24 protein-coding genes and 1 other RNA gene are annotated in these 23,200 nt (G+C 61.0%); 11 read left to right on the forward strand and 14 right to left on the reverse strand.

The annotated features are described in order from the left end of the window. The first annotated feature begins 101 nt into the window (after positions 1 to 101). Positions 102 to 1,115, forward strand: coding sequence for an NAD-dependent epimerase/dehydratase family protein (locus FDP25_RS14105; protein WP_154153644.1), 1,014 nt, complete (start codon positions 102 to 104; stop codon positions 1,113 to 1,115). Positions 1,116 to 1,159: 44 nt separating this feature from the next. On the opposite strand, the gene FDP25_RS14110 is transcribed toward FDP25_RS14105, so the two are convergent. From FDP25_RS14110 to FDP25_RS14155, 10 genes are all read right to left on the reverse strand, one after another. Further along, entirely contained in the window at positions 1,160 to 2,476 is a 1,317-nt protein-coding gene (locus FDP25_RS14110) for a serine hydroxymethyltransferase (protein WP_154153647.1), read from the reverse strand. Beyond that, positions 2,473 to 2,931: a D-aminoacyl-tRNA deacylase gene (gene dtd / locus FDP25_RS14115; RefSeq protein WP_154153649.1), complete on the reverse strand. Its 459-nt coding sequence runs from the start codon at positions 2,929 to 2,931 to the stop codon at positions 2,473 to 2,475. The genes FDP25_RS14110 and dtd overlap by 4 nt, the downstream gene beginning before the upstream one ends. Positions 2,932 to 2,952: 21 nt before the next feature. Continuing rightward, a complete protein-coding gene (locus FDP25_RS14120; RefSeq protein WP_154153652.1) occupies positions 2,953 to 3,624 on the reverse strand; it encodes a nitroreductase in 672 nt (223 codons plus the stop codon). After that, positions 3,621 to 4,664 carry a trans-3-hydroxy-L-proline dehydratase gene (locus tag FDP25_RS14125; RefSeq protein ID WP_343032102.1) on the reverse strand — a complete coding sequence of 348 codons (1,044 nt, stop codon included), beginning with the start codon at positions 4,662 to 4,664 and terminating at the stop codon, positions 3,621 to 3,623. Before FDP25_RS14125 ends, FDP25_RS14120 begins: the two co-directional genes overlap by 4 nt. A gap of 2 nt (positions 4,665 to 4,666) precedes the next feature. Beyond that, complete coding sequence (locus FDP25_RS14130; RefSeq protein WP_154153658.1) at positions 4,667 to 5,785, reverse strand: TFIIB-type zinc finger domain-containing protein; 1,119 nt, start codon at positions 5,783 to 5,785, stop codon at positions 4,667 to 4,669. Positions 5,786 to 5,855: 70 nt separating this feature from the next. Further along, on the reverse strand, positions 5,856 to 6,968 hold the full coding sequence (locus FDP25_RS14135) for an SPFH domain-containing protein (RefSeq protein WP_154153661.1): 1,113 nt from the start codon (positions 6,966 to 6,968) through the stop codon (positions 5,856 to 5,858). 22 nt (positions 6,969 to 6,990) lie between these two features. Beyond that, positions 6,991 to 7,959, reverse strand: a complete 969-nt coding sequence (locus FDP25_RS14140; protein WP_154153664.1) for a DUF2927 domain-containing protein — start codon at positions 7,957 to 7,959, stop codon at positions 6,991 to 6,993. Positions 7,960 to 7,964: 5 nt separating this feature from the next. Next, positions 7,965 to 9,164 (reverse strand): toxic anion resistance protein, encoded by a 1,200-nt coding sequence (locus FDP25_RS14145; RefSeq protein WP_154153667.1) that lies wholly within the window; start codon positions 9,162 to 9,164, stop codon positions 7,965 to 7,967. Positions 9,165 to 9,174: 10 nt separating this feature from the next. Further along, the gene (locus FDP25_RS14150; RefSeq protein ID WP_154153670.1) at positions 9,175 to 10,071 is read right to left on the reverse strand and encodes a 5-bromo-4-chloroindolyl phosphate hydrolysis family protein; all 897 of its coding nucleotides are present in this window, start codon (positions 10,069 to 10,071) and stop codon (positions 9,175 to 9,177) included. A 209-nt stretch (positions 10,072 to 10,280) separates the two neighbouring features. Next, entirely contained in the window at positions 10,281 to 11,099 is an 819-nt protein-coding gene (locus FDP25_RS14155; RefSeq protein ID WP_154153673.1) for a TerC family protein, read from the reverse strand. Positions 11,100 to 11,220: 121 nt separating this feature from the next. Here FDP25_RS14155 and FDP25_RS14160 point away from each other — a divergent pair, with 121 nt between their 5' ends. Next, positions 11,221 to 12,234, forward strand: a complete 1,014-nt coding sequence (locus FDP25_RS14160) for a GlxA family transcriptional regulator (protein WP_154153676.1) — start codon at positions 11,221 to 11,223, stop codon at positions 12,232 to 12,234. A 56-nt stretch (positions 12,235 to 12,290) separates the two neighbouring features. Here FDP25_RS14160 and FDP25_RS14165 read toward each other — a convergent pair whose 3' ends face one another. Then, a complete protein-coding gene (locus FDP25_RS14165) occupies positions 12,291 to 13,097 on the reverse strand; it encodes a pseudouridine synthase (protein ID WP_154153679.1) in 807 nt (268 codons plus the stop codon). 61 nt (positions 13,098 to 13,158) lie between these two features. Here FDP25_RS14165 and FDP25_RS14170 point away from each other — a divergent pair, with 61 nt between their 5' ends. Next, positions 13,159 to 13,611, forward strand: a complete 453-nt coding sequence (locus FDP25_RS14170) for a nucleoside deaminase (protein ID WP_154153682.1) — start codon at positions 13,159 to 13,161, stop codon at positions 13,609 to 13,611. 63 nt (positions 13,612 to 13,674) lie between these two features. Here the strand turns inward: FDP25_RS14170 and FDP25_RS14175 are convergent, their stop codons facing one another. Beyond that, positions 13,675 to 14,367, reverse strand: coding sequence for a metal-dependent hydrolase (locus FDP25_RS14175; protein ID WP_154153685.1), 693 nt, complete (start codon positions 14,365 to 14,367; stop codon positions 13,675 to 13,677). Positions 14,368 to 14,515: 148 nt separating this feature from the next. On the opposite strand from FDP25_RS14175, the gene gatC reads away from it, so the two are divergent. The 6 genes from gatC to FDP25_RS14205 all read left to right on the forward strand — a co-directional run bounded on the left by gatC (position 14,516) and on the right by FDP25_RS14205 (position 18,765). Next, complete coding sequence (gene gatC, locus FDP25_RS14180) at positions 14,516 to 14,803, forward strand: Asp-tRNA(Asn)/Glu-tRNA(Gln) amidotransferase subunit GatC (protein WP_154153688.1); 288 nt, start codon at positions 14,516 to 14,518, stop codon at positions 14,801 to 14,803. Continuing rightward, positions 14,803 to 16,284: an Asp-tRNA(Asn)/Glu-tRNA(Gln) amidotransferase subunit GatA gene (gatA, locus tag FDP25_RS14185; RefSeq protein WP_154153691.1), complete on the forward strand. Its 1,482-nt coding sequence runs from the start codon at positions 14,803 to 14,805 to the stop codon at positions 16,282 to 16,284. The genes gatC and gatA overlap by 1 nt, the downstream gene beginning before the upstream one ends. Before the next feature lie 35 nt (positions 16,285 to 16,319). Then, a complete protein-coding gene (locus FDP25_RS14190; RefSeq protein ID WP_154153694.1) occupies positions 16,320 to 17,048 on the forward strand; it encodes a hypothetical protein in 729 nt (242 codons plus the stop codon). A 6-nt stretch (positions 17,049 to 17,054) separates the two neighbouring features. Beyond that, positions 17,055 to 17,750: an N-acetylmuramoyl-L-alanine amidase gene (locus FDP25_RS14195; protein WP_484592887.1), complete on the forward strand. Its 696-nt coding sequence runs from the start codon at positions 17,055 to 17,057 to the stop codon at positions 17,748 to 17,750. A gap of 11 nt (positions 17,751 to 17,761) precedes the next feature. Beyond that, positions 17,762 to 18,163: RNase P RNA component class A (gene rnpB, locus FDP25_RS14200), an RNA gene on the forward strand. Between the two features lie 95 nt (positions 18,164 to 18,258). Continuing rightward, a complete protein-coding gene (locus FDP25_RS14205; protein WP_154153697.1) occupies positions 18,259 to 18,765 on the forward strand; it encodes a DUF2244 domain-containing protein in 507 nt (168 codons plus the stop codon). 9 nt (positions 18,766 to 18,774) lie between these two features. Here the strand turns inward: FDP25_RS14205 and FDP25_RS14210 are convergent, their stop codons facing one another. Next, positions 18,775 to 19,233 carry a GatB/YqeY domain-containing protein gene (locus FDP25_RS14210; RefSeq protein WP_154153699.1) on the reverse strand — a complete coding sequence of 153 codons (459 nt, stop codon included), beginning with the start codon at positions 19,231 to 19,233 and terminating at the stop codon, positions 18,775 to 18,777. Positions 19,234 to 19,429: 196 nt separating this feature from the next. Between FDP25_RS14210 and carA the strand changes: the two genes are divergently transcribed. Together carA and FDP25_RS14220 are read left to right on the forward strand one after the other, a co-directional pair. Next, positions 19,430 to 20,578 (forward strand): glutamine-hydrolyzing carbamoyl-phosphate synthase small subunit, encoded by a 1,149-nt coding sequence (gene carA / locus FDP25_RS14215; protein ID WP_154153701.1) that lies wholly within the window; start codon positions 19,430 to 19,432, stop codon positions 20,576 to 20,578. Between the two features lie 95 nt (positions 20,579 to 20,673). After that, a complete protein-coding gene (locus FDP25_RS14220; protein ID WP_154153704.1) occupies positions 20,674 to 22,614 on the forward strand; it encodes a glycosyltransferase in 1,941 nt (646 codons plus the stop codon). Here FDP25_RS14220 and FDP25_RS14225 read toward each other — a convergent pair. Continuing rightward, complete coding sequence (locus FDP25_RS14225; protein WP_154153707.1) at positions 22,555 to 23,199, reverse strand: GntR family transcriptional regulator; 645 nt, start codon at positions 23,197 to 23,199, stop codon at positions 22,555 to 22,557. The two genes, FDP25_RS14220 and FDP25_RS14225, sit on opposite strands and share 60 nt — an antisense overlap. Between the last annotated feature and the right edge of the window lies 1 nt (position 23,200).

Below are 23,200 nucleotides of genomic sequence, written 5' to 3' on the forward strand. Positions count from 1 at the left end.
TGCCGTGGCCAAAAATCCGTTGACTTGCGCGAGGTGATCTTGCTTGTGAAAGGATAGGGATCTCAGGAAGATATCCGGCAAAATCATGGGGGCAGGGCGGCATGACACGGGTTTTCATCACCGGCACGGCGGGGTTCATCGGCTATCATCTGGCCGATCTGTTGCTGCATGAGGGGCATGCTGTTCTGGGTCTTGACGGTATGACCGACTATTACGACGTGCGCCTCAAGCAACGTCGCCACCAGATGCTGTCGCAGAATCCCGGGTTTGTCGGGGTCGAGGCCATGTTGGAGGACGAGGAGACCATTGACCGCATCACCGATGAGTTCCGCCCCGAGGTGATCGTGCATCTGGCCGCGCAAGCGGGGGTACGTTACAGCCTCGAAAATCCACGTGCCTATATTGACTCCAATGTCGTGGGCACCTTCAACGTGATGGAGGTGGCCCGCCGCCACGAGGTCAAGCATCTGCTCATGGCCTCGACCAGTTCGGTCTATGGCGCGGAAACCGATATGCCGTACCGCGAGACGCAAAAAGCCGACACACAAATGACCATCTATGCCGCCACCAAGAAGGCGGGCGAGGCGATGGGCCATTCCTATGCGCATCTGTGGAACATTCCCACCACCATGTTCCGCTTTTTCACGGTCTATGGCCCGTGGGGGCGGCCCGACATGGCGCTTTACAAATTCGTTGATGCGATCCTCGATGGGCGGCCCATCGACGTTTATAACCACGGTGAGATGTACCGCGATTTCACCTATATCAGCGATCTGGTGCGCGGTATTCGCCTGCTGATTGATGCAGTCCCCGAGCGCCCCGAAAGCCCCGATGCGATTTCCGAACACGACAGCCTGTCTCCGGTGGCGCCCTACCGGGTGGTGAATATCGGCAACTCGCAAACCGTGCGTCTTCTGGATTTCGTTGAGGCGATCGAAGAGGCGCTCGGCATGACGGCCACCCGCAACATGATGGAGATGCAAAAGGGCGATGTGCCGGCCACTTGGGCCGATGCCACGCTTTTGCAGGAGTTGACGGGCTATCGCCCCCAAACCGACGTGCGCGAGGGGATCAAGCACTTTGTCGCTTGGTTCCGCGACTATTACGGGACGTGAGCGATCTGCGGCCTGCGCCGATTTCTTAAAAAGATTTCGGCTTCTTAGGTGACGTACTGCAGGGCCGTGAATTCGGCGCGAAATTCTGCCACTTCCTGGGCCAAGGCTTCGGGCGCGTTCGAGGTCAGTGCCATGGCAATCAGGTTGGCCAGCCGCTCGGCATGCTCCACGCCCATGCCCCACCGCACCAGTTCCGGCGTGCCGATGCGCAGGCCGTTCATGTCGCCTTCGACCGGATCAACCGGTAGTCCAATACCACAGGCCAGAAAGCCCGCCTTGCGCAGGGTTTTCGACGCGGCTTGCCCGCCGCCAAAGCGCGCGGCCTCCAATGCGAATTGATGTGACTGGGTATAGCCCTGTTCCTTGGCAAAGACCGGCAGGCCCTGAGCATCCAGCGCCTGTGCCAATGCCTGTGCCAAGTCGATCATTGCCCGCGCATAGGCAGCGCCTTGATCGCGCCAATCCAGCATGGTCACCGCCAGCGCCGCCGACTTCGCGGCGTCGAAATTCGCGGTCATGCCGGGAAAAGCGATGGCGTCCAATGCCTGCGCCAGATCGGCCTCATTGGTTACGATCAAACCACCCGCAGGGCCGCCAAGGCTTTTGTAGGTGGACATGGTCAACAGATGTGCCCCCTCGTCCAGCGGGTTGCGCCAAGCACCCCCTGCGATGATCCCGCATTGGTGGGCGGCATCGAACAGCAGTTTCGCGCCGACTTCATCTGCCACCTGGCGCGCCTCGGCCACGGGGTGCTCGAACAGGTTCAGGCTACCGCCGATGGTGATCAGCGCCGGGTTCACCTTATGCGCCAGATCGCGCAGGCCTTTTATGTCCACGGTATAGCCATCGGTCAGGACCGGGGCCGGGACAATGCGCAGCCCGTACAGCCCCGCGCACCCGGCCTCGTGGTGTGTCACATGCCCGCCGATCGTGGCGGGCGGGGCAATGATGGTGTCGCCCGGCTTGCAGGTGGCCATGAAGCCGTAAAGATTGGCAATCGCGCCCGAGGGCACGCGGATTTCGGCATATCTGGCGTTGAACACCTCGGCGCACAGCTCCGCCGCGATCACCTCGATTTCCTCGATGGCCTCAAGGCCCATCTCGTATTTATCGCCCGGGTAGCCAAGCGAGGGGCGGGAGCCCAGACCGGCCGACAAAAGCGCCTCGGCACGCGGGTTCATCACGTTGGTCGCGGGGTTGAGGTTGAAACACTCCCGTTCATGAATATGCAGGTTTTGCTTGGTCAAATCCTCGATCCGGTCGCGCAGGGCGTCCGACCCGGATTTGGCGGTTTGGCTGGCGATGTCTTGTACCCGGTTTTCACAGGTTTCAGGCACCCAATCCCGTTTTACCAATGTCATGCTGAAGCCTTTCCTGCATCGGTGTCCATCCAGATGGTCACCGGCCCATCATTGCGTAAGTCCACCTTCATGTCAGCGCCGAATTCACCTGTTTCGACCGGCACCCCCTGAGCGGTGAGTTGTGCCGCGAAATACTCGTACAACCGCTTACCCTCCTCGGGCGGCGCGGCGGTGGAAAAACCGGGCCTGTTGCCGCGCGATGTATCGGCGGCCAGCGTGAATTGACTGACCACAAGCGCCGAGCCTTCGATATCACGGACCGAGCGGTTCATCTTGCCCGCGTCATCGGTGAAAACCCGTAGCTTGGCGATCTTGGCGGCCAGATGGTCGGTCTGTGCCTCCGTGTCGCCCTGCATGGCGCACACCAGCACCAGAAGGCCGGGGCCGGTCTGCCCGATGACCTGATCCTCCACGGTAACGGAGGCATGAGAGACACGTTGCAAAAGCGCGCGCATGGGCGGGCTCCTTTTCTTGGCTCAACCGCGTAGGTCGAGGATATCGTCAAGTGCCGCGCGCTCGGTGCGGAATTGGTTGGCGGGGTGGTCTGGGTCGGGGTAGCCAAAGCTGATGGCGCAGAGGATGTTGCGCGTGTCCGGCAGGTCGAAATGCGCGCGGATCATATCGGGGTAGGCGGCGACCGAGGCCTGCGCGATGGTGCCGATCCCGCGCGCGGTGGCGGCCAGCAGAAAAGCGGTGACAAAGCCGCCGGCATCCATCGCGCCATAAGGGCCAAGTGCGGCCTCGGCATGGACAATCGCCACATGCGGCGCGCCGAAGAGGCGATAGTTCTGCATGGATTGCTCGGCGCGCGCGGCGCGATCATCGCGGGCGATGCCGACGGCCTCGTAAAGCTGATACCCACAGGTGCGCCGCCGCTCGCCGTAGACGCCCGGATAGCCTTCGGGCCATGGCATATCAGCCCCGGGTTTGGCGCGTTCCACTTCGGCCAGAAGGGCCGTGCGGAAGGCGTCGGTTTCATCGCCTTGGGTGACGACCACCTGCCAGGGCTGCGCATTGCACCACGAGGGCGCGCGCCCCGCATCGCGGACAACTTCGGCAATCACCTCTGCAGGCACCGGATCGGGTGTGTAGGCGCGGCAGGAATAGCGCGCGGTCAGGATATCGCGCAGGGTGTCGGCTTGGCTCATGCCTCATCGTCCTTGTCGTTGGGCCATGTATCGGACAGGCGATACCCGTGAGGCCATGGATCGTCGGGGTCGAGCATATGGGTCTGCATGCCGGTGATCCATCCCCGGCCCGAGATTTCGGGGATTACGGCGGGGGTGCCTTGCAAGTCGGTCAGCGCCTTGATCCGCCCCTCGAAGCGCGAGTCGATCAGCGAGGTGGCGGCGTACTGGTCCCCTTCGCTCATCTGCCCGCGCGCTTGCAAAAGCGCCATGCGCGCCGAAAGGGCCGTGCCGGTGGGTGAGCGGTCGATCTTGCCGGGGCGGATGGCCACGGCGTGGCGGGCCTGAAGCCCTTGGTCAGTCTCGCGTGGGGCATGGGTGAAAAGGCAGAATGAGATATGCCGCCAATCTGGGTTGGTGGGGTGATGAAAGCCAAGCTGTTCGGTCGCTGCTTGGGTTATGCACGTGCCAAGTTGCGCGAGTTTCCGGGCATTTTCCGGCACCAGATCAAGGCCCAAGCCTTTGGCATCCACCACCACGAAGCTATCACCGCCAAAGGCGGTGTCGACGGTAAGTTGTCCCAGACCCGGCACCTCGATTTTGGCATCCATCTGAGCGGCGAACGACGGGATATTGGTCACATGAATGCGCTGTGCTTTTCCGTCGGCGCAATCGGCCCGCACCTCGACCAACCCGCCGGGGGCCTCCAGCGTCAGATGCGTGACCGGCTCCTGCATCGGGATGATCCCGGAGTCCAGCAGCACCGTGGACACACAGATCGAATTGGAGCCCGACATCGGCGGGGTGTCGCAGGGCTCCATGATGATGAACCCCATATCGGCGCGGGGGTCCTTGGGCGGGACCAGCAGGTTGACATGCCGAAAGACGCCGCCGCGCGGTTCATTCAAAACGAACCGCCGCAGGCTGTCATCTTGCGCGATGAACCGCGATTGCGCCCACAGGGTATCTCCGGGGGGCGGAGCCACGCCGCCGGTAATAACGTCGCCCACTTCGCCCTCGGCATGGGCCGAGATCACTTGAATATTCTTCAGGCTGCGCACCATCAGAATTGCCCTTCATTCATGGCAATGGCATAGCCCACGGCCCCGGCGATCAGAAGGCCGATGATGACGGCAAAACCGATCTTCCAAGCAGACCATGGCCGCTCTCCCTGCACGCGTCCGGTGCGACCATTGACGACGAAACGATAGGTTTCCCCGCGATACTTGTAGGCCGCCAGCCAGACGGGAAGCAGAACATGCTTGAAAGTCACATCGCTGACGCGGGTCTGGATGTCATGGATGCGCTGCCGGTCGCCACCGATGTCGAACCGCACATCCCGGGCGATCACCCGGTCCATATGGGCGCGCGCCTCGGTGAAGCCGTCTTCCAACTCAACCGTATACCCCTCGGCGCGGAACCCGGCGAGGTACTCGGGGTTATAAGGCTCAAGCGCGGCCAAATCCCATGGCTGCAAAGCATCGGTGAAGCGTTTGGGCAAGCTGCGCGAGGCAAGCACCAGCACATCGTCGAAAAACCGTGCCACGCGCCCCGACACCCGTCGCCAGCGGACCTTGGGCACGCGAACCTGTTCGCGTTTGCCATCACGCATCACGGTGCGGGTTTCGTAGTAGACCGTTCCCCGCTCGCCGCTGTATTGCGAGGCGGTATCGGCATCGAATGTCCAGTAGGGGACATATATCCCCTGCATTTTCCGCCCTTTGCGGGCATAGGCCTGCAATCCATTGGGCGCGAACCAAAGCCCGCCCAGCCAGTGGTTCATCGCGTCGCGGGCGGTTTCCTCGTCCAGCGCGAAGGGCAGCAAACCGCGCGGTTTGATATGGCGATGCGTACCCGTGTCGGTGACGACGGGTGTTGCACAAAACGGGCATTCGGCGGCGTGAACACTGGAGTCGAACTCCACTTGCGCGGCACAGTTTGGACAGGTCAGAACCCGGGTTTCCTCGATCTCCTGCTCGGGCAGGTCCTGCGCCAGAGCACGGTGAAAATCCAGCTCCCGAATGGAGCTGTCCCAAGGCCCGGATTGCGCGATGGGTTCGGCGTGGCCGCAATGGTCGCAAACCAACTCGCCCCGGTCCGGGGCAAAGCGGTAATCCGCCCCGCATTGATCACAGGGAAACCGATGTTCTTCCAAGGGGGCGGGCGCGGTGCCGGTCGTCATGGCGATCACCTGTCAGAACAAAGAAAGCCGCGCCGGCCAAGGGCCCGCGCGGCGGCCATCAAATCGGCGCTCAGGCCCCCGGCGGGGGCGGCGGCAGGATGGTGAAAAGCTGTGCCAGTTCCTGCACATCCTCGGCCTTCATCCAGCCGTCCTGACCGGCGGTCCAGACATAGGTGTCGCGGGTGATCTTGCCCTCGGTGGCCATCCGGCCAAGCGCAGCCTTGGAGAACGGCCCCTTGGTCTCGCCACCCTCGGCGATATGCCAGACATGTTCCATCGGCGGGGGGGGCGGGGCGGCGGGCGATTGCGCGGGTTGCGCCCCCCACGGCCCTTGGTTTGCCATGTTTTGTGCCATGGCCATACCCATGCCCATGCCAAGGCCCGCGCCCATGCCGCCGCCACCGGACGGCGTACCTGCGGCCGATGTCATGGCCTCGGCGGCGGAATACTGCGTGAACTTGCCCAAGTCCCCGGCCAAGCCCATCGAGGTGCGCTTGTCCAAAGCCTCTTCCACGGCGGGGGGCAGCGAGATGTTCTCGATATAGAACTCGGGGATGGTCAGGCCATACTCGGCCACCACCTTGGAAATTTCGCTTGCCACCAGCTTGCCCAGGTCGCGGGTATTGGCGGCCATGTCCAGCACGGGGATGCCGCTTCCGGCGATGATCCGCGAAAACGACTGCACGATGATGTTCCGGATCTGGTAGCTGATCTCGTCCATGGTGAATTCGCCATCGGTGCCGACGATCTCGGTCAGGAATCTGGCCGGGTCGGAGACCTTCACCGCATAGGTGCCGAAGGCGCGAATGCGGGTCGGCCCGAACTCGGGGTCGCGTAGCATGATGGGGTTTTTCGTGCCCCACTTCAGATCGCTGAAGCGGGTGGTGTTGACGAAATAAACCTCGGATTTGAACGGCGATTTGAAACTATGATCCCAGTGGTTGAGCGTCGTCAGGATCGGCATGTTGTTGGTCTCAAGAAAATAGAGACCGGGGGTAAAGACATCGGCCAGTTGCCCCTCGTGAACGAAAACCGCCGATTGCCCCTCGCGCACGGTCAGCTTGGCACCGTACTTGATTTCATGGCCTTCGCGCTGAAACCGCCAGACCATGGTGTCGCGCGTGTCGTCGACCCAATGGATGACGTCGATGAATTCACCGGTCAGAAAATCGAAAATACCCATAATTCAGGTCTCCTTGATGTCGTCAGATCGGCCCGCCACCCAAAAGGATGCGGCGGATGATCGGGCGGGCCTGATCCGGGGTCATGCCGGGTTTCAGGGCCGGGTTATATAATAGGCGCAGCAATTCCTCGTCATGGGTGGTCAGCAGCGCGAATTCGTCGTCGTCGTTGAAAATCGAGGGGCGCGCCTGTGGGCTGTCATTGGCCAGGCCAAGCCCCTGGGCCAGTTCCTCATGCACGCAGGAACGGCGCATCAAATCGGGGTGTTCCGAGCGGATCAGCGCAATCGCCCGGCTATAGCGGTAGTCGTTGTTGCTGTCCGAAAAGGCGACAACAAGGCAATGTATCGAGCGTGGCAGGTTGCGAAAGAGCGCCAAAGAGTTGGTGCCGATGTTGGGCACGATTTGCCGAATACGGTTCACCGCCTGCTGACGGTCGTCCTCGCTCATGAATAGCACATGGAAATTGGGGTTTGAACTGCCCGCGCTGATAGGGTGGCCTGTGATCCGGGCAAGGCGCGCGGCATAATCGTTGACCATTGTCTTGTCGTCGGCGCGCTGATCTTGTGGCACATTGGCCCCGAATTCCACGGTCATGCGCACCGGTCCGGTCCATTTTCGCAGGCCCCCGGGCGTGTCGCCGGCGCGTTGGAAACCCGCATTGCGGGCGTATTCATCGTAAAAGGCGATCCGCTCGAAATTGCGCATTACATCCGTGTCGGTATAGGGGGTGTCCACCCCGCCACCGCCCGTGCGCAATAGCCCTTGGGCGAGTAGATCTGCCTGTACTGCGGAATAATATCGTGAGAGGGCCTGACTGCGCCGAGACGGCCCCTCTGGATTGGGCGACGGCATCGGGGCAGGGGCCAATCCCGCAGGCCGGGCCTGCGGATTTGTCGAAGGCGTGGTCGGCGGCAGCGCCATACAGGCCGACAGGGCCAGCGCAGCCAGCCCCGATAAACCCGAATTCAGAATGCGGCGCGCCTTGGGCATCGCGCTCAGGCCTTTGGCACGGCGGTGCCAGCGTTGTCGCCTACGCCATCCTTGCGCGCCTTGGCTGCGGCCAATGTATCGCGCAACTCGGTTTCCATTTTCTTGAGCTCTTCCTCGGCTGCGGCGCGCTTGGCCTTGCCTTCGTCGGCGATTTGCAGGCTTTCCTCGATGGTGCCGATCAGGTCCGCATTGGCCTTCTTGACCGCCTCGATGTCGAAGACACCGCGTTCCATTTCCTCGCGGATCATCTTGTTGCTTTCGCGGAGGTTCTCGGCATTCGACGTCAGCAATTCATTGGTCAGGTCATTGGCGTCACGCACGGCAGCGGCGGCCTCGGCGCTGCGTTGAATGGTGACGGCCTGGGCCAGTTGGGTTTCCCAAAGCGGCACGGTGTTGACCAGCGTGGAGTTGATCTTGGTCACCAGCGATTTGTCGTTTTCCTGCACCAGGCGGATCGAGGGCAGGGATTGCATGGTCACCTGGCGGGTCAACTTCAGGTCATGTACCCGGCGTTCCAGGTCATCGCGTGCGGCGCGCAGGTCGCGCAATTCCTGCGCCTTGAGCACCTGATCGTTTTCCGGCGCTGCCTGAACCTCGTCTTCCTTGGCCGGGATGACCTTTTCATCCAGTTCCTTCAGCTTCTCTTCACCTGCCGAGATGTAAAGCGCCAGTTCGTCGTAGAACTGCAGCGTCTTTTCATACAGCAGGTCGAGCGATTTTATGTCCTTGAGCAGGGTATGCTCATGATGCAGCAGATCGTCGGTGATCTTGTCGATCTGCCCCTGAACGCTTTCGTAGCGGGCGGTGAACTTGGCAAAGGGCGCGGCCTTGCCCAACAGTTTTTCCCACCACGACCGCTCGCGGCGTACGTCCAGTTCCGAGACCGAAAACCCCCGGATCGTCGTCACGATCCCGCGCAAGCTGTCGCCTGCCGGGCCCACATCCTTGTTGCGCACACCTTGCAGCATGCTTTGCGAGATTTCCTGCAACTCGGCCTGCGCGGCAGACCCGAAGGAGACGATCGAATTGGTGTCGGCCATGTCGATCTCGTCCATCCGTTTGCGGATTTCCGACCCGACCGGGGCATCGGCCTTTTCCAGCGGAACAATTGCATTGGCATCCGCCGGTTCAGGCAGGATTGCGCGGCTGACTTCCTCCACCTCGGCCAGTGCGGCCTCGGCTTTCTGACGGGTATTCTCTGACATGGCTGTCCCCTTACTCGTTGTTACCGTTCGGGCGGATGCCCTCGCGCTGCAAACGGTCGCGCAGCACGTCAATTTCAATGGTCAAATCGCTGCGGTCGTCCAGCAAAAGTTTCTCGGTCCGGGCAGCGAAGTTGCCTTCCAGATCATCCAGAAGCGTCACGTAATCCTGCCGCGCCGCGCTATCGCGGTTGCGGCTATAGATATCGGCGAATTTCACCGTCGCGTCCTTGGCCCCCAGCAAATAGACCGAAAGATACTTTCGCGCTGCCGTCAGGTCTCGGGGGTCTTCCTCGACCGTGCGGAACAGATCGCGCGCGGTGCTCTTGAAACGCTCGATCCGGCCCTCAAGCTGCCGGTCGCCCGCGCGCTTGATGGCATCGGACATCGCCGAAAGATGTTTTTCCGCCTCGTCCACGGCGCGCGCCACGCGGTCGGTCTGGAACAGGTCCACGCCCTCGGCTCCCTTGTCCTGCAAGGGGTCCAACCCAAAGGCAAAGGAATGAATGACAGCGCCCAGCACGGCAAAAATCACCGCCTCCAACAGGCCAAACCCGGCAAACCCTGCGATCCCCAAGCCAAGGCCAGTGGCCAAAGATCCCACGATCTTACGCGGCAGGGCAGGTCGGCGCGCCACCTTGCGCGCCTCGTAGGCCTCCTGCGCCAAGATTCCCTCACGCGTCAGCCACGCGGCCAAAATGAGAAGGCCAAGCGCGGCAAGATACATCGCCATGTCCACGGGCTCAGACGTGAACGCTTTTACGATCAAGGGCAAGGGCGCCAGAAACAGCAGGTTCACCCGCCCTCCGGCCTTGGTGCGCTGCGCACCCTGATAACTGCCCCGGTCCACAGGCGGCGTTCCGCCTTGCGCGCCATCGGGGCTGTATTTTCCGCCGTATCTTTGGGCCATATCACGCGCCTCCTGCGATCGACACGTAAAGCATCAATGCAACAAGCAGGAAAAACGCCAGTTTTTGCAACCCGGTATCGGACATACACCCCCCGCGGCCCAGTGGTTCACGAAGAACTTAGGCCATGCTGCGCTTGCATGCTAGGGGGAAGATTCGCGTGGGTGGCGCACCGCCCGAAAGCTCTCAGGCGATGCGCGATAGGCGTGGATCAGTGCCGCGCGGCGGTTCGCCGCTCGGCGTTCAGCTTGCGGGTATAGCCCGACTGTATCACCTCCACGGCCACCAGGACGACAACAGAGAAATAGAAGGTGGTCTTGGACATCGGCACCACTTCGTAACCAAAGAATTTCAGCGCCAGCGCGTCGTCATGCATGGCATGCGCCGCCGCTTGCCCGGCCTCGCCCAACAGAACGACCCCCACGATCAACAGGATGAACAGGCCGAGAACCTCGTACATCCGGTTTTTCTCCAGAAAGGCTGTTACCCCATCGGCCAGAACCAGCATGGCCAGCCCCGACAGGATGATCGCAAAGGCAAGGATCGGGAAAACATCGGTGATCGCTAAGGCTGAAAGGACCGAATCGAACGAAAAGATCAGGTTCATCGTCACGATCAGCATGATCACCTGCGCGGCGGATTTGCCCGATTTACCGCTGACATCTGTATTCAGATGTTCGATCGACAACATATGGCTGATTTCCTTGACCGCCGTATAGATGATGAAAATCCCGCCGATGATGAAGACACAGGTGGCAAAGTTCACCCCGCCTTCCAGAACACCGGGCCAGTTGAAAATATAGAATGGCTCGGCCATGGCATCGATCAGCTGGATCATGACAAACAGCAGCACGACACGAAGGGCCACCGCGATGATGATGCCCCAAAAGCGCACCGCCTTTTGCTGTGCAACAGGTGCGCGCTGTGATTCGATAGAGATATAAAGCAGGTTGTCGAAGCCCAGCACAGCTTGCAAAAAGCACAGCATCAGCAAGTTGCCCAGGTTTTCGATCGTCAACAGGTCGGCCATTTTTGAATGCCCCTCGTTCGTTACATGTCAGCTGCCGCTTTAGCCCAGCCTTGTCGCAAAAACAAAATGAAACGCGTGTCTTTGCTCTATCGCTTGCGAAGGGCCGTGGTATCGAGGGCACATGACAACACGTAGCTTCGTACCCCGCGGCGCGGCCAGTTTCCGGGTGGATTACGACGGTCCGCCACGCGACGTTCACTTTCTTTTGCTGCCCAAGCTGACGCTCTTGGCCTTCACCTCGGCGCTTGAGCCGCTGCGCGTGGCCAATCAGGTGGCAGGGCGCGAACTTTACCGCTGGTTCCTGATGAGCGAGGACGGCGGGCCGGTCTCCTGTTCCTGCGGGGTAACGATCACGCCTGACAGTGGTTTGCACGATGTCCCGCGCGAGGCGCTGGCGTTTGTCTGTGCCGGGATCGAGCCCACCGAAACCGTGACCCTGCGCGCCACCCGCTGGATCAGCCGTCAACGTGCCTTTGGCTGTACTGTCGGGGGCATCTGCACCGGGGCTTTCGCGCTTGCCCGCGCGGGGCTTCTGGAGGGGCGGCGCTTTACCCTGCATTGGGAAAACCAACCCGCCTTCACCGAACGTTTCATGGGGCTTGAGCCGACGGGCGCGCTCTATGAGATCGACCGTGGCCTGATTACCTGCGGCGGCGGCAGCGCCGCCACCGATATGATGCTGCATTTGATAGAGCGCGACCACGGGGCAGACTTGGCCAGCGTGGTGGCCGACATGTGCCTGCATTTCCGCGCCTCGACCCATGAGGCCCCGCAGCGCTCGGGCTTTTCCCATGCCCTCAGTAGTCGCAATCCGCACCTTATCGCGGCTATGCGGGCGATGAACGAGACCATCGAGACACCGTTGGAAATTTCCGAACTGGCGGAGCAGGTGGGGATTTCCCGTCGACAGTTGGAGCGCCTCTTTACCGGCCACGTCGGCACCACGCCCGCGCAGTTCTATATCGACCTGCGGATTGCCCGGGCACATGCGCTTTTGAACGAAACCGATCTCAGCGTGGCCGAGATCGCGGCGGCCACCGGCTTTAACAGCGCCTCGCAGATGGGCGCGCGCTTTCGCAAGCGGTACGGCATGTCGCCGCGCGCCTATCGCAAAAGCTGGCAGGTGGCCGGGTAGGCGTCGGTGTTTTTCACCGACGCGATACCGACAAAATACCGACGCGGCACAGCCCGCTATTTCTGGCGCGGTTTGCCGGGGGCGCGCCGGGTGCGTTTTGGGGTGGGTTTGCCGGGTTTCTTCTCTTCGTCCCCCTGCATTCCCAACTGGTCTTTCAGGACCCGGGGCCGGATTTCCTGCACCTCACCGGGCTTCAACTGACCCAGTTGAAAGGGTCCGTAAGAAATACGGATCAACCTGTTCACCGACAGGCCCACGGCCTCCATCGCGCGGCGGATTTCGCGGTTTTTGCCTTCGCGCAGCCCCACCGTGACCCAAGCATTCGCGCCTTGCTGCCGGTCAAGTGAAACCGTCATGGATTGGAATTTTTCGCCTTCAATTTCAATGCCTTGGCGCAGCGGGTCCAGCGTCTTGTCCGTTGGCCGCCCTTTCACGCGCACCCGGTATTTGCGCAGCCATCCGGTCGAGGGGAGCTCCAGCTTGCGCTTTATGCCCCCGTCATTGGTCAGCAATAGCAATCCTTCGGAATTCAGGTCGAGCCGCCCCACGCTCATCACCCTCGGCAGGTCGTCTGGCAACTCGTCATAAATCGTTGGCCGCCCCTGTTCGTCGCGGGTGGTGGTCACAAGGCCCGTGGGCTTGTGGTACAGCCAAAGCCGCGGCGGCTCGGGGGCCGACAGGTCCCGCCCATCCACCGTTACCTTGTCCTTTGGCGTTATATTCAAGGCCGCCCGGTCGATTAACTTGCCGTTAACCTTGACCCGGCCAGACTCGATCATGCGTTCGGCCTCGCGTCGGCTGGCAAGACCGGCCCGCGCGATGACCTTGGCGATCCGCTCGCCCTTATGTTGGCTTTCCGTCATGCGCCCCGATTACCGCAAAGCCCGGGCTTGCGAAAGCACGGATCGCGCGGCAAGAGAGGGTATGCGTTTCACGAGCCACATGCAAACGGCCCTGTTCGAGGCCCGCGCCGCCGCAGATCGCGGCGAGGTTCCTGTTGGTGCCGTGCTTGTAGACCCGCGCGGCCAAGTGGTGGCACAGGCGGGCAACCGCACACGCGAATTGCACGACCCCACCGCGCATGCGGAAATTCTCGTGATCCGCGAGGGATGCGCCAAAGCGGGCAGTGAACGCCTTCCGGGCCATGCGCTTTACGTCACGCTGGAGCCCTGCGCGATGTGCGCCACGGCGATCTCTGCCGCCCGCATTTCCCGGGTATACTATGGCGCGGCTGATCCGAAATCCGGTGGCGTGGCCCATGGCGCGCGGGTCTTCTCACACCCGCAATGCCATCACGTGCCCGAGGTCTACGATGGCATCAGTGCCGCCGAGGCCGAGGCCCTGTTGACGGATTTTTTCAAGGCAAAACGCCCCTAACCCTTTCTTCTTTTTGCAAATATCCTGGGGGAGGGGCCAAAGGCCCCGGGGGCAAAGCCCCAATCACAGCTCGATCGGTTGCAATACCTCCGGCTCGATCACATCCACTGTCGGCAGGGCCCTGACCAGTTCCTCGGCTGATTGCTCCAAGATCGGGAAGGTCTTGTAATGGCAGGGAATGACCGTGTTGAAATTAAAGAACTCCTTGGCCGCATAGGCCGCGCGACGCATATCCATGGTGAAATGCCCGCCCGCGCAGAGAATGCCGATGTCGGGTTGGTGCAGGTCGTTGAAGATTTTCATGTCGGCCATCACGTCGGTATCGCCCGAGACATAGATCGTATGGCCGTCACCCTCGATCATGTAGCCGCATTCTGTCCCCGGAACGCTGGGCCCGGTCTCGGTGCCGAAGCTTGAGGAGTGCACGGCATGCACCATGGTCACCTTGACGCCGCCAAGGTCCACCGTGCCACCTTTGTTGAAGCCCACAACCTTGATTTTCTCGTGTTCTTCCCAATACGACATCAGGTCAAACTGCCCGACCACCGGGATGCCTTGTGCCTTCGCCACGCCAAGAACATCGCTCACATGATCGAAATGTGCATGGGTCAGAAGAATGTGCGTGGCCCCTTTCGTGGCCTCGTCATGCCTGTCCTCTGGCATCATCGGGTTGCCGGTCAGCCACGGATCGATGAGCAGGCACAGCCCGCCGATTTCGATCCTGAACGAAGAATGGCCCAACCATGTTATTTTCATCTCATCCTCCTGTCTGTTGTTGATGCAAGCCTAACATGCCTTTGTCGCACGAAAAGGGGGCATGCGGCGGATTTGGAGTGCCGCAATGCTTGCGGGTCATGGCCTGCGGCGCTAAACGCAGGACAACCGACAAACGGGAGATCAGGCAATGTCGATCGACAAGGAAACCGCCGCCAAGGTGGCCAAGCTGGCCCGCATCCGCGTGGAAGACGATGCGCTGCCAGCGCTGGCGCAGGAATTCAACAATATCCTCGGCTTCATCGAACAGTTGGGCGAGGTGGACGTGGAGGGCGTCGAGCCGATGACCAGTGTCACGCCCATGCGCCTCAAGCGGCGCGAGGATCAGGTGACCGAAGGCGGCATGCCCGAGAAGGTCCTGTCGAACGCGCCCGATGCACGTGAAGGGTTCTTTGCCGTACCGAAAGTGGTGGAATAATGACCGATCTGAACAAACTGACCATCGCCACCGCCCGCGATGCCCTGCGCAAGGGCGAGGTGACAAGTGCGGAATTGACCGAGGCCTGCCTGACTCAGGTGGAGGGAGCCGGCGCGCTCAATGCCTTTGTGCATGACACTTCCGATCTGGCGCGCGAACAGGCCAAGGCGGCGGATGAGCGGATCAAGGTCGGCGATGCGCCCGCGATGTGCGGTATTCCCTTGGGGATCAAGGATCTGTTTTGCACCAAGGGTGTGGCCAGCCAAGCGGCCAGCGGTATCCTCGAAGGCTTCAAGCCTGAGTATGAATCGACCGTGACCCAGAACCTTTTCGATGCGGGTGCGGTCATGCTGGGCAAGCTCAACATGGATGAATTTGCCATGGGGTCTTCCAACGAAACCAGCGTGTACGGCAATGCCGTGAATCCATGGAAAGTGGATGGTCGGGAATTGACGCCCGGCGGCTCTTCGGGCGGGTCGGCCAGTGCCGTGGCCGCCGACCTTTGTCTTGCCGCCACTGGCACCGACACCGGCGGGTCGATCCGGCAACCGGCGGCCTTTACCGGCATCACGGGGATCAAGCCGACCTACGGGCGTTGCTCGCGGTGGGGGATCGTGGCCTTCGCCTCGTCGCTGGATCAGGCGGGGCCGATGACCAAGGATGTCCGCGACGCGGCCATCATGCTTGAGGCCATGTGCGGGCACGACCCCAAGGACAGCACAAGCGCCGACATTCCCGTCCCTGATTTCGAGGCGATGCTGACCGGCGACATCAAGGGCAAGGTTATTGGTATTCCTCGGGAATATCACATGGAGGGCATGCCGGAAGAGATCGAAAAGCTTTGGGCCGATGGCACCGCGATGCTGAAAGATGCCGGCGCCGAGATCCGTGAGATTTCCCTGCCGCATACCAAGTACGCCTTGCCGGCCTATTACGTGATTGCACCGGCCGAGGCATCGTCGAACCTCGCACGCTATGACGGGGTGCGTTACGGTCACCGGGCCAAGCTGGAGCAGGGCGACGGTATCACCGAGATGTACGAGAAAACCCGCGCCGAAGGCTTTGGCGACGAGGTCAAGCGCCGCGTGATGGTGGGTACCTATGTGCTGTCTGCCGGATTTTACGACGCGTATTACAACCGCGCGCGCAAGGTCCGCACCCTGATCAAGCGCGACTTCGAACAGGTTTTCGATCAAGGGGTCGACGCGATCCTGACCCCGGCCACGCCCTCGTCGGCCTTTGCTCTGGGGGAGATGACCGAGGCCGACCCGGTGCAAATGTACCTCAACGACGTGTTCACGGTGACGGTGAACCTTGCCGGACTGCCTGGTGTGTCGGTGCCTGCGGGGCTGGATAAACAGGGGCTGCCGCTTGGCTTGCAATTGATCGGCCGGCCTTGGGAAGAGGGTGATCTGCTGAACACCGCCTATGCATTGGAGCAGGCCGCCGGATTTGTGGCAAAACCGGAGAAATGGTGGTAAACCCGCCCGAAAGAGCAATGGCAGGACATAAGCAGATGCGTTTTTTCCTTTGTGCAGTGGGCCTTGTGGCCCTTGGTGCCTGTACCACGAGCGTTCCCGACAGCGGCGCAGGCGTGGGGTTTGACGATTACGACGCCTATCGTGCGGAGAAGCGCGCCCGCGATGCGCAGCTTTCCGGCGGTGCATTGCCTGCCCCCGATGCGGTTTCTTCCGAAAGCCTCGATGCGACTGGCCGGACCGTGACCGACGATGACGCCGAGTCGATTGCCGCCGAAGCCGAAGCTGCACTGGCAGAAGCTGATGCCAATTCAGGGGAAAGCGTGGTTCACGCGAGTCCCGACAACCCGGCACCCACGACTGTGAATACCTCGACCGGTATTTCCGGCGAGAATGATTTCGAGGCTGTGGGTGAGCGGCGGTCTATTGAAAGTGACGCGGCCCTGATTGCCCGAAACCGGGCGCGCTACAAGGTGATCGAACCCGAGGCGCTTCCCTCGCGCAGCGGTGCGCAGGGGCCCAACATCGTGGCCTATGCCTTGTCCAGCAAACACCCGGTTGGGGCACAGGTTTACAGCCGTGTGGGCTTCAACAAGGAGTCGAAATTCCGCCGGAATTGCGCGAAGTACGCCTCACCGGACCGGGCACAGGAAGATTTCCTGTCGCGCGGCGGCCCCCAGAAAGATCGGCTTGGTCTTGACCCGGATGGCGATGGATACGCCTGTAGTTGGAACCCGGCGCCGTTCCAAAAGGCGGTTGGCGGGTAACGGGCGATGCCCGGAGCCTTGCCGGTTGTTGAACGGGTTTCCCCCAACTTCGGGGCACGGCGAGATGATGCCACCCCCGATATGGTCGTTCTGCACTATACGGCGATGGAGACAGCCGGGGCCGCCTTGGACAGGCTGTGCGATCCGGCGGCAGAAGTCTCTGCGCATTACCTGATTTGTGAAAAGGGGCAGGTGTTTGCACTGGTTCCCGAAGACCGGCGCGCATGGCACGCTGGGGCAGGGGGCTGGGGCGCGGTGCGCGATGTCAATTCCCGCTCCATCGGGATCGAATTGGCCAACACCGGCACGCATCCCTTCCCCGAGCCGCAGATCACCACCTTGGTCGCGCTGATGCGCGGAGTCATGCAGCGGTGGGACATCCCGCCTGAGCGGATTATCGGACATTCCGATATGGCCCCCCTGCGCAAGGCCGACCCGGGGCGGCGTTTCGATTGGGGGCGTCTGGCGCGGGAAGGGCTTGGCGTCTGGCCGAAATTGGGGCGCACACCGGGTGATTTCCTGCAAGATGCACAGGTCTTTGGCTATGTCGCCTCGGGTGATGTGGGGCAGAAGGCCATCCTTGATGCCTTCCGGCAGCGTTTTCGCCCATGGGCCGAAGGGCCGCTTTGCGATACGGATCGCGCCCTTATGGCCGATCTTGCCGCGCGCTTCCCCGTTGACCGCGTCGGCCCCAATGCCTAAGTGCATCTTGCGCGGAGGGCCGGATGGCCGCGGGGCCTTCGGGCCGCGAGGAAAGTCCGGACTCCACAAGGCAACGGTGCCGGGTAACGCCCGGCGGGGGAAACCCCAGGGAAAGCGCCACAGAGAATAATCTGCTCCGGCTTGCCGGAGTGAGGGTGAAACGGTGGGGTAAGAGCCCACCGCGGGACTGGCAACAGGACCGGCAAGGCAAGCCCCACCGGGAGCAATGCCGAATAGGGATCGCGCGCGGGGACCGGTCCGGGAGGGAACTCCGGGATACCGCCTGCAGGGCCGCCTTGGCCTGGCGATCCGGGTTGGCAGCTAGACGCGTGTCGGTAACGGTACGCCTAGAGGAATGGTCATCCAGCCCCGCAAGGGGTGGACAGAATCCGGCTTACAGGCCCTCCGCGCATACTTTGGCATGATTGCAAACTGCCCGTATCGTTTTTTTGCCCCGTGGCGGTGTGACGCCTCTTTTCTGCCTTTCAGACCACGCTAAAATAGGTACATGCCATACGCTTGGAGAGAAGATACCACAGGGGGCCGGACCCGCCTGAAGATCTGGCCCCACAGGTCCTTGCCGCGGCGTGGATTCGTGGGATTTATCCTGGGTACTTTCGCCTTGATCACCATCCCGCTCTATCCGCTTCTGGGGACCTTCGTCCTGTGGGGGCTCTTGCCATTTCTGTTGGTGGCCGTCGGGGGAATATGGTGGGCACTAGAGCGGTCCTACCGTGATGCCGAGATGCTCGAAGAATTGGTGATCGGACCTGACGAAGTGCACCTGACCCGCGTCAATCCGGACGGCAGGACACAGGAATGGGAGTGCAACAGTTATTGGGCCAAGGTGGATATCTATCCAACTGGCGGCCCTGTGGCGCATTACCTCACTATGAAGGGTAAGGGCCGCGAGGTCGAAATCGGGGCCTTCCTATCCGAGGACGAGCGCAAGGCGCTTCATGGTGAGCTTGCGGATGCATTGCGCCGCGCACTTACCACGGATGCCGCACAATAAGTTGAGCGATTACCCCAGCTTGGCCTTCACCTTTGGTCCTACCGTGCCGAAATCCATCTGGCCGGTGTACTTCTGCTTGAGTTGCCCCATGATCTTGCCCATGTCCCGGATCGAGGTCGCTTCGACATCTGCAATCGCTGCGTCGATAGCTGCTTCGACCTCGTCGTCGGACAGTTGTTTTGGCAGGAACTCTTCGATGATCGCGACTTCCTGTCGTTCACGCTCGGCCAGGTCAAGACGCCCACCTTCTTCGTAGGCGCGGACGCTTTCCTGACGCTGTTTGGTCATCTTGCCAAGAATACTGAGGATATCCGCATCGCTGACGCCTGTATCATCTTCCCCCCCGCGCCGCGCGATATCCTGATCCTTGATCGCCGCGTTGATGAGGCGCAGTGTGCCCAAACGCGCGCTGTCTTTTTCTTTCATGGCCGTTTTAAGGGCTGTATTGATCCGCTCTCGCAAACCCATGGCGATGCATCCCCTACTATGCGTCAAGTGTGTGACACTATCCAAATCAGACCCTCGAGGCAACAGGGGCAAGCCGGCCTGCGACACATACGTTTGAGCCCTGAAATACATGGGGTAAAGTGGTATCTTGTGGCTTGACCCTGATAGTCCCGCCACATAGGTATACGCCAATTTGCCCAGACCGGAGACTCACGTCATGGCCCAAGTGACCCAGGACCACCCAACCGCATGTCTAGCCCTTGCTGACGGGACAGTGTTTTACGGTCAGGGCTTCGGCGCGACGGGCGATACCGTTGCCGAGTTGTGCTTCAATACCGCGATGACGGGCTATCAGGAAATCATGACCGACCCCAGCTATGCCGGGCAGGTCGTGACCTTCACCTTCCCCCATATCGGCAATGTGGGCGTGAACCCCGAAGATGATGAAACCGTCGATCCGGTGGCCGAGGGCATGGTCGTCAAGTGGGATCCGACCGAGCCGAGCAACTGGCGCGCGACCGAAACGCTCACTGATTGGCTGGCCAAGAGGGGGCGCATCGCGATCGGGGGGGTCGATACCCGCCGGTTGACGCGGGCGATCCGGCAGCAGGGGGCGCCACATGTTGCCCTGGCGCACGATCCGGAGGGCAATTTCGATACTACGGCGCTGGTTGAAAAGGCGCGTGGTTTTGCGGGCCTGGAAGGGATGGACCTGGCCAAACAGGTGACCTGTGCACAGTCGTACCGTTGGAACGAAATGCGCTGGGCATGGCCAGATGGATATAAGCCGCAGACTGAGGCCAAGCACCGCGTGGTTGCCGTGGATTACGGGGCCAAGCGGAATATCCTGCGCTGTCTTGCCAGTGCTGGGTGCGAGGTAACCGTACTGCCCGCCACCGCCACGGCCGAAGAGGTTCTGGCGCATGAGCCCGATGGTGTTTTCCTGTCGAATGGTCCAGGCGATCCGGCGGCGACGGGGGAATACGCCGTTCCGATGATCAAGGGGGTTCTGGACAAGGGCCTGCCGATTTTCGGGATTTGCCTTGGCCACCAGATGCTGGCGCTCGCGCTTGGCGCGAAGACCGTCAAGATGAACCACGGCCACCACGGGGCCAACCACCCGGTCAAGGATATGGAAACCGGGAAGGTCGAAATCACCTCGATGAACCATGGGTTCGCGGTAGATAGTCAAACCTTGCCCGAGGGCGTCATGGAATCGCATGTGTCGCTCTTCGATGGGTCCAATTGCGGGATCCGCATGACGGATGCACCGGTCTTTTCGGTGCAGCATCACCCGGAAGCCAGCCCTGGCCCGCAAGACAGTTTCTATCTTTTCGAACGCTTTGCCGCTTCAATGGCGGGGTGAGACCGCTTTAGCGTTAACTGTCTGTTAACTTCTTGTTTACGTTGGATTAACCAAACTTGTCCAAGCTGCCCGACGGGGGAAGCAGGGGATAAGATATGGGAATCTCGGAATTGCGTCAGGCCGCGCCCTTGTACGAAGAGGGGGATGATGCCTTTGACGCACTTGGCGGCGAACTGGTTCGCCAAGGTGTGATCGACAGAAGCGATATGGCCTTGGCCGGTATTGTCCGGCGCCACTGCGATGCGACGCTTGATCGTGTGTTGATGGCAGAAGGGCTCGCCCGACAGGACGACTTGCTTGACGTTCATGCCCGCAGGCTTAACAGCCGCCGATTGACGCGTGAGGAAATTAACGCGCTTGATGGGCGTGAAGTGGGGGAAGACCCAAGAGCCCTGATAAAGCGAAGCATGTTACCCGTTTATGACCGGGATGGCACCAAGGCGGTCGTGACTGGGCAGCCCGCCAATGTCGCGACCCACGAGGCGAATGACACACAGGGCAGGGTGGACCCACAGCGCATCCTGATCGCGGAACCTCGCATCGTTCAGAACGAGGCGGCCAACCGAAATCGCGCCGAACTCACGGTTCTTGCGCAATCCCGTGTTCCCAGTGTCGAAAGCTGTCGAACATGGGGCCAGCGCAGGGCGCACCGCTTGGCCGCCAGTCTTGGGCTTCTATCGCTCTTGGCCGCTGTTGCATGGAGTTTTCCCGCGATCGTTCTGGGGTGTTTCGTGGCGTGGGCGGCCTTTACCTTGATTGTCTCGGCCATCATGAAAACAGCGTCTTTCGTTGCGCGCATGGTGACCGCAGGAGAGACCATGACAAATGCGCCACAAATTCCCAAGACGCCCCTGCCAAAGGTCTCGATCCTTGTCCCATTGTTCAAGGAAACCGAGATCGCGCATCACCTGATCGCCCGGCTTTCACGTTTGACCTACCCCAAATGTCTTCTGGATGTCGTTCTTATCCTCGAAGAGGAGGACGACACGACGCGCGAAACCCTGGCTTCCATCGACCTTCCCCCGTGGATGCGCGCCGTGGTCGTTCCCGATGGCCAACCCCGAACCAAGCCGCGGGCGATGAACTATGCGCTTGATTTTTGCGAGGGGGATATCGTGGGCATCTTCGATGCCGAGGATGCACCTGACCCGGACCAGATCACCACTGTTGCGCGCCGGTTTCAGGAGGTACCTGATGACGTCGTTTGCCTGCAAGGTGTTCTGGATTACTATAACGCGCGACAGAACTGGTTGGCGCGCTGTTTTACGATCGAATATGCGACGTGGTTTCGCATGATCTTACCGGGCATGGAAAAACTGGGCTTTGCAATCCCCTTGGGGGGAACGACGCTCTATTTTCGCCGAAAGGTCCTGGAAGAGCTTGGCGGCTGGGATGCGCACAATGTTACGGAAGATGCCGACTTGGGGTTTCGCCTTGCGCGGCACGGCTATCGAACTGAGATGGTCCGCACGGTCACGGGGGAAGAGGCGAATTGCCACCTCTGGCCATGGGTCAAGCAACGCTCAAGATGGCTCAAAGGGTATATGACCACCTATCTCGTACACATGCGACGGCCCCGGCTTCTGTACCGGCAACTGGGGGCTTGGAAATTCTGGGGTTTTCAGGCGCATTTCATCACGGCCTTGTCGCAGTTCTTGCTGGCCCCGTTCTTGTGGACCTTCTGGCTTGTGCTGTTCGGGTTGCCTCATCCGCTTGACACGATCTTGCACCGCGATGTTTTGGTGGCTTTCGGCACGTTGTTCCTGATGATCGAGGCGATCAATATAGCCATACACCTTGTCGCTGTTTCGGGGTCACGCCACAGGCACTTGATCGCCTGGGTTCCGACGATGCATTTCTATATCCCGTTGGGGTCCATAGCGGCCTACAAAGCGCTCTACGAATTGATCGCCAAACCCTTCTTCTGGGAAAAAACCACCCACGGGCTGTCCTTGCAGGAGGTGAGGGAGAAGGGTTCAGACGATGCTATCGACCTCGCCGGAGTCAAGCTTGAGGCGGGTTACAAAGGCCTTTGAAATATGCGCCTTGAGCGCTTCACCGGCGGTTTCGGAATCGCGGGCCTCGATGGCTTTGACGATGGCGTCATGCTCTTTGATCGCATCCTCGGGGCGACCGGCGGCAGCCAGTGATGTTGTCGCCATCAGGGCCATGGACCGATGCACGAGATCAAGTTGTTGCACGAGGAACCGATTGTGTGAGGCAAGGTGGATCTGCTTGTGAAACCGACGGTTGGCGCGGGCCATGGCCTGCGGATTGTTCATCAGGTGACGGTCGTCTTCGACCATGTCGCGCAAGACGCGCACTTCCTCATCGGTGGCATGGCGTGCGGCAAGGTTGGCGGCGAGGGCCTCCAGTTGAGCGCGGACAACGTAAAGCTCGGCCAATTGGTTGTGATCCAGTGACGCGACAATAAGGCTGCGCCCATCCCGTGTCAGAAGGGATTGTGTCTCAAGGCGTTGCAGCGCTTCACGGATCGGCGTGCGTGACATGCCGAACTGCTCGGCCAGGTCGCTTTCCACCAGACGGTCCCCGGGCTTGTAAACGCCCATGTCAATCGCTTCGAGGATGAGCGTATAGGCGTCTTTCTGCGGCGCTTTCATG

Origin of the sequence: Roseovarius bejariae (assembly GCF_009669325.1) — a bacterium.
GTDB lineage: Bacteria > Pseudomonadota > Alphaproteobacteria > Rhodobacterales > Rhodobacteraceae > Roseovarius > Roseovarius bejariae.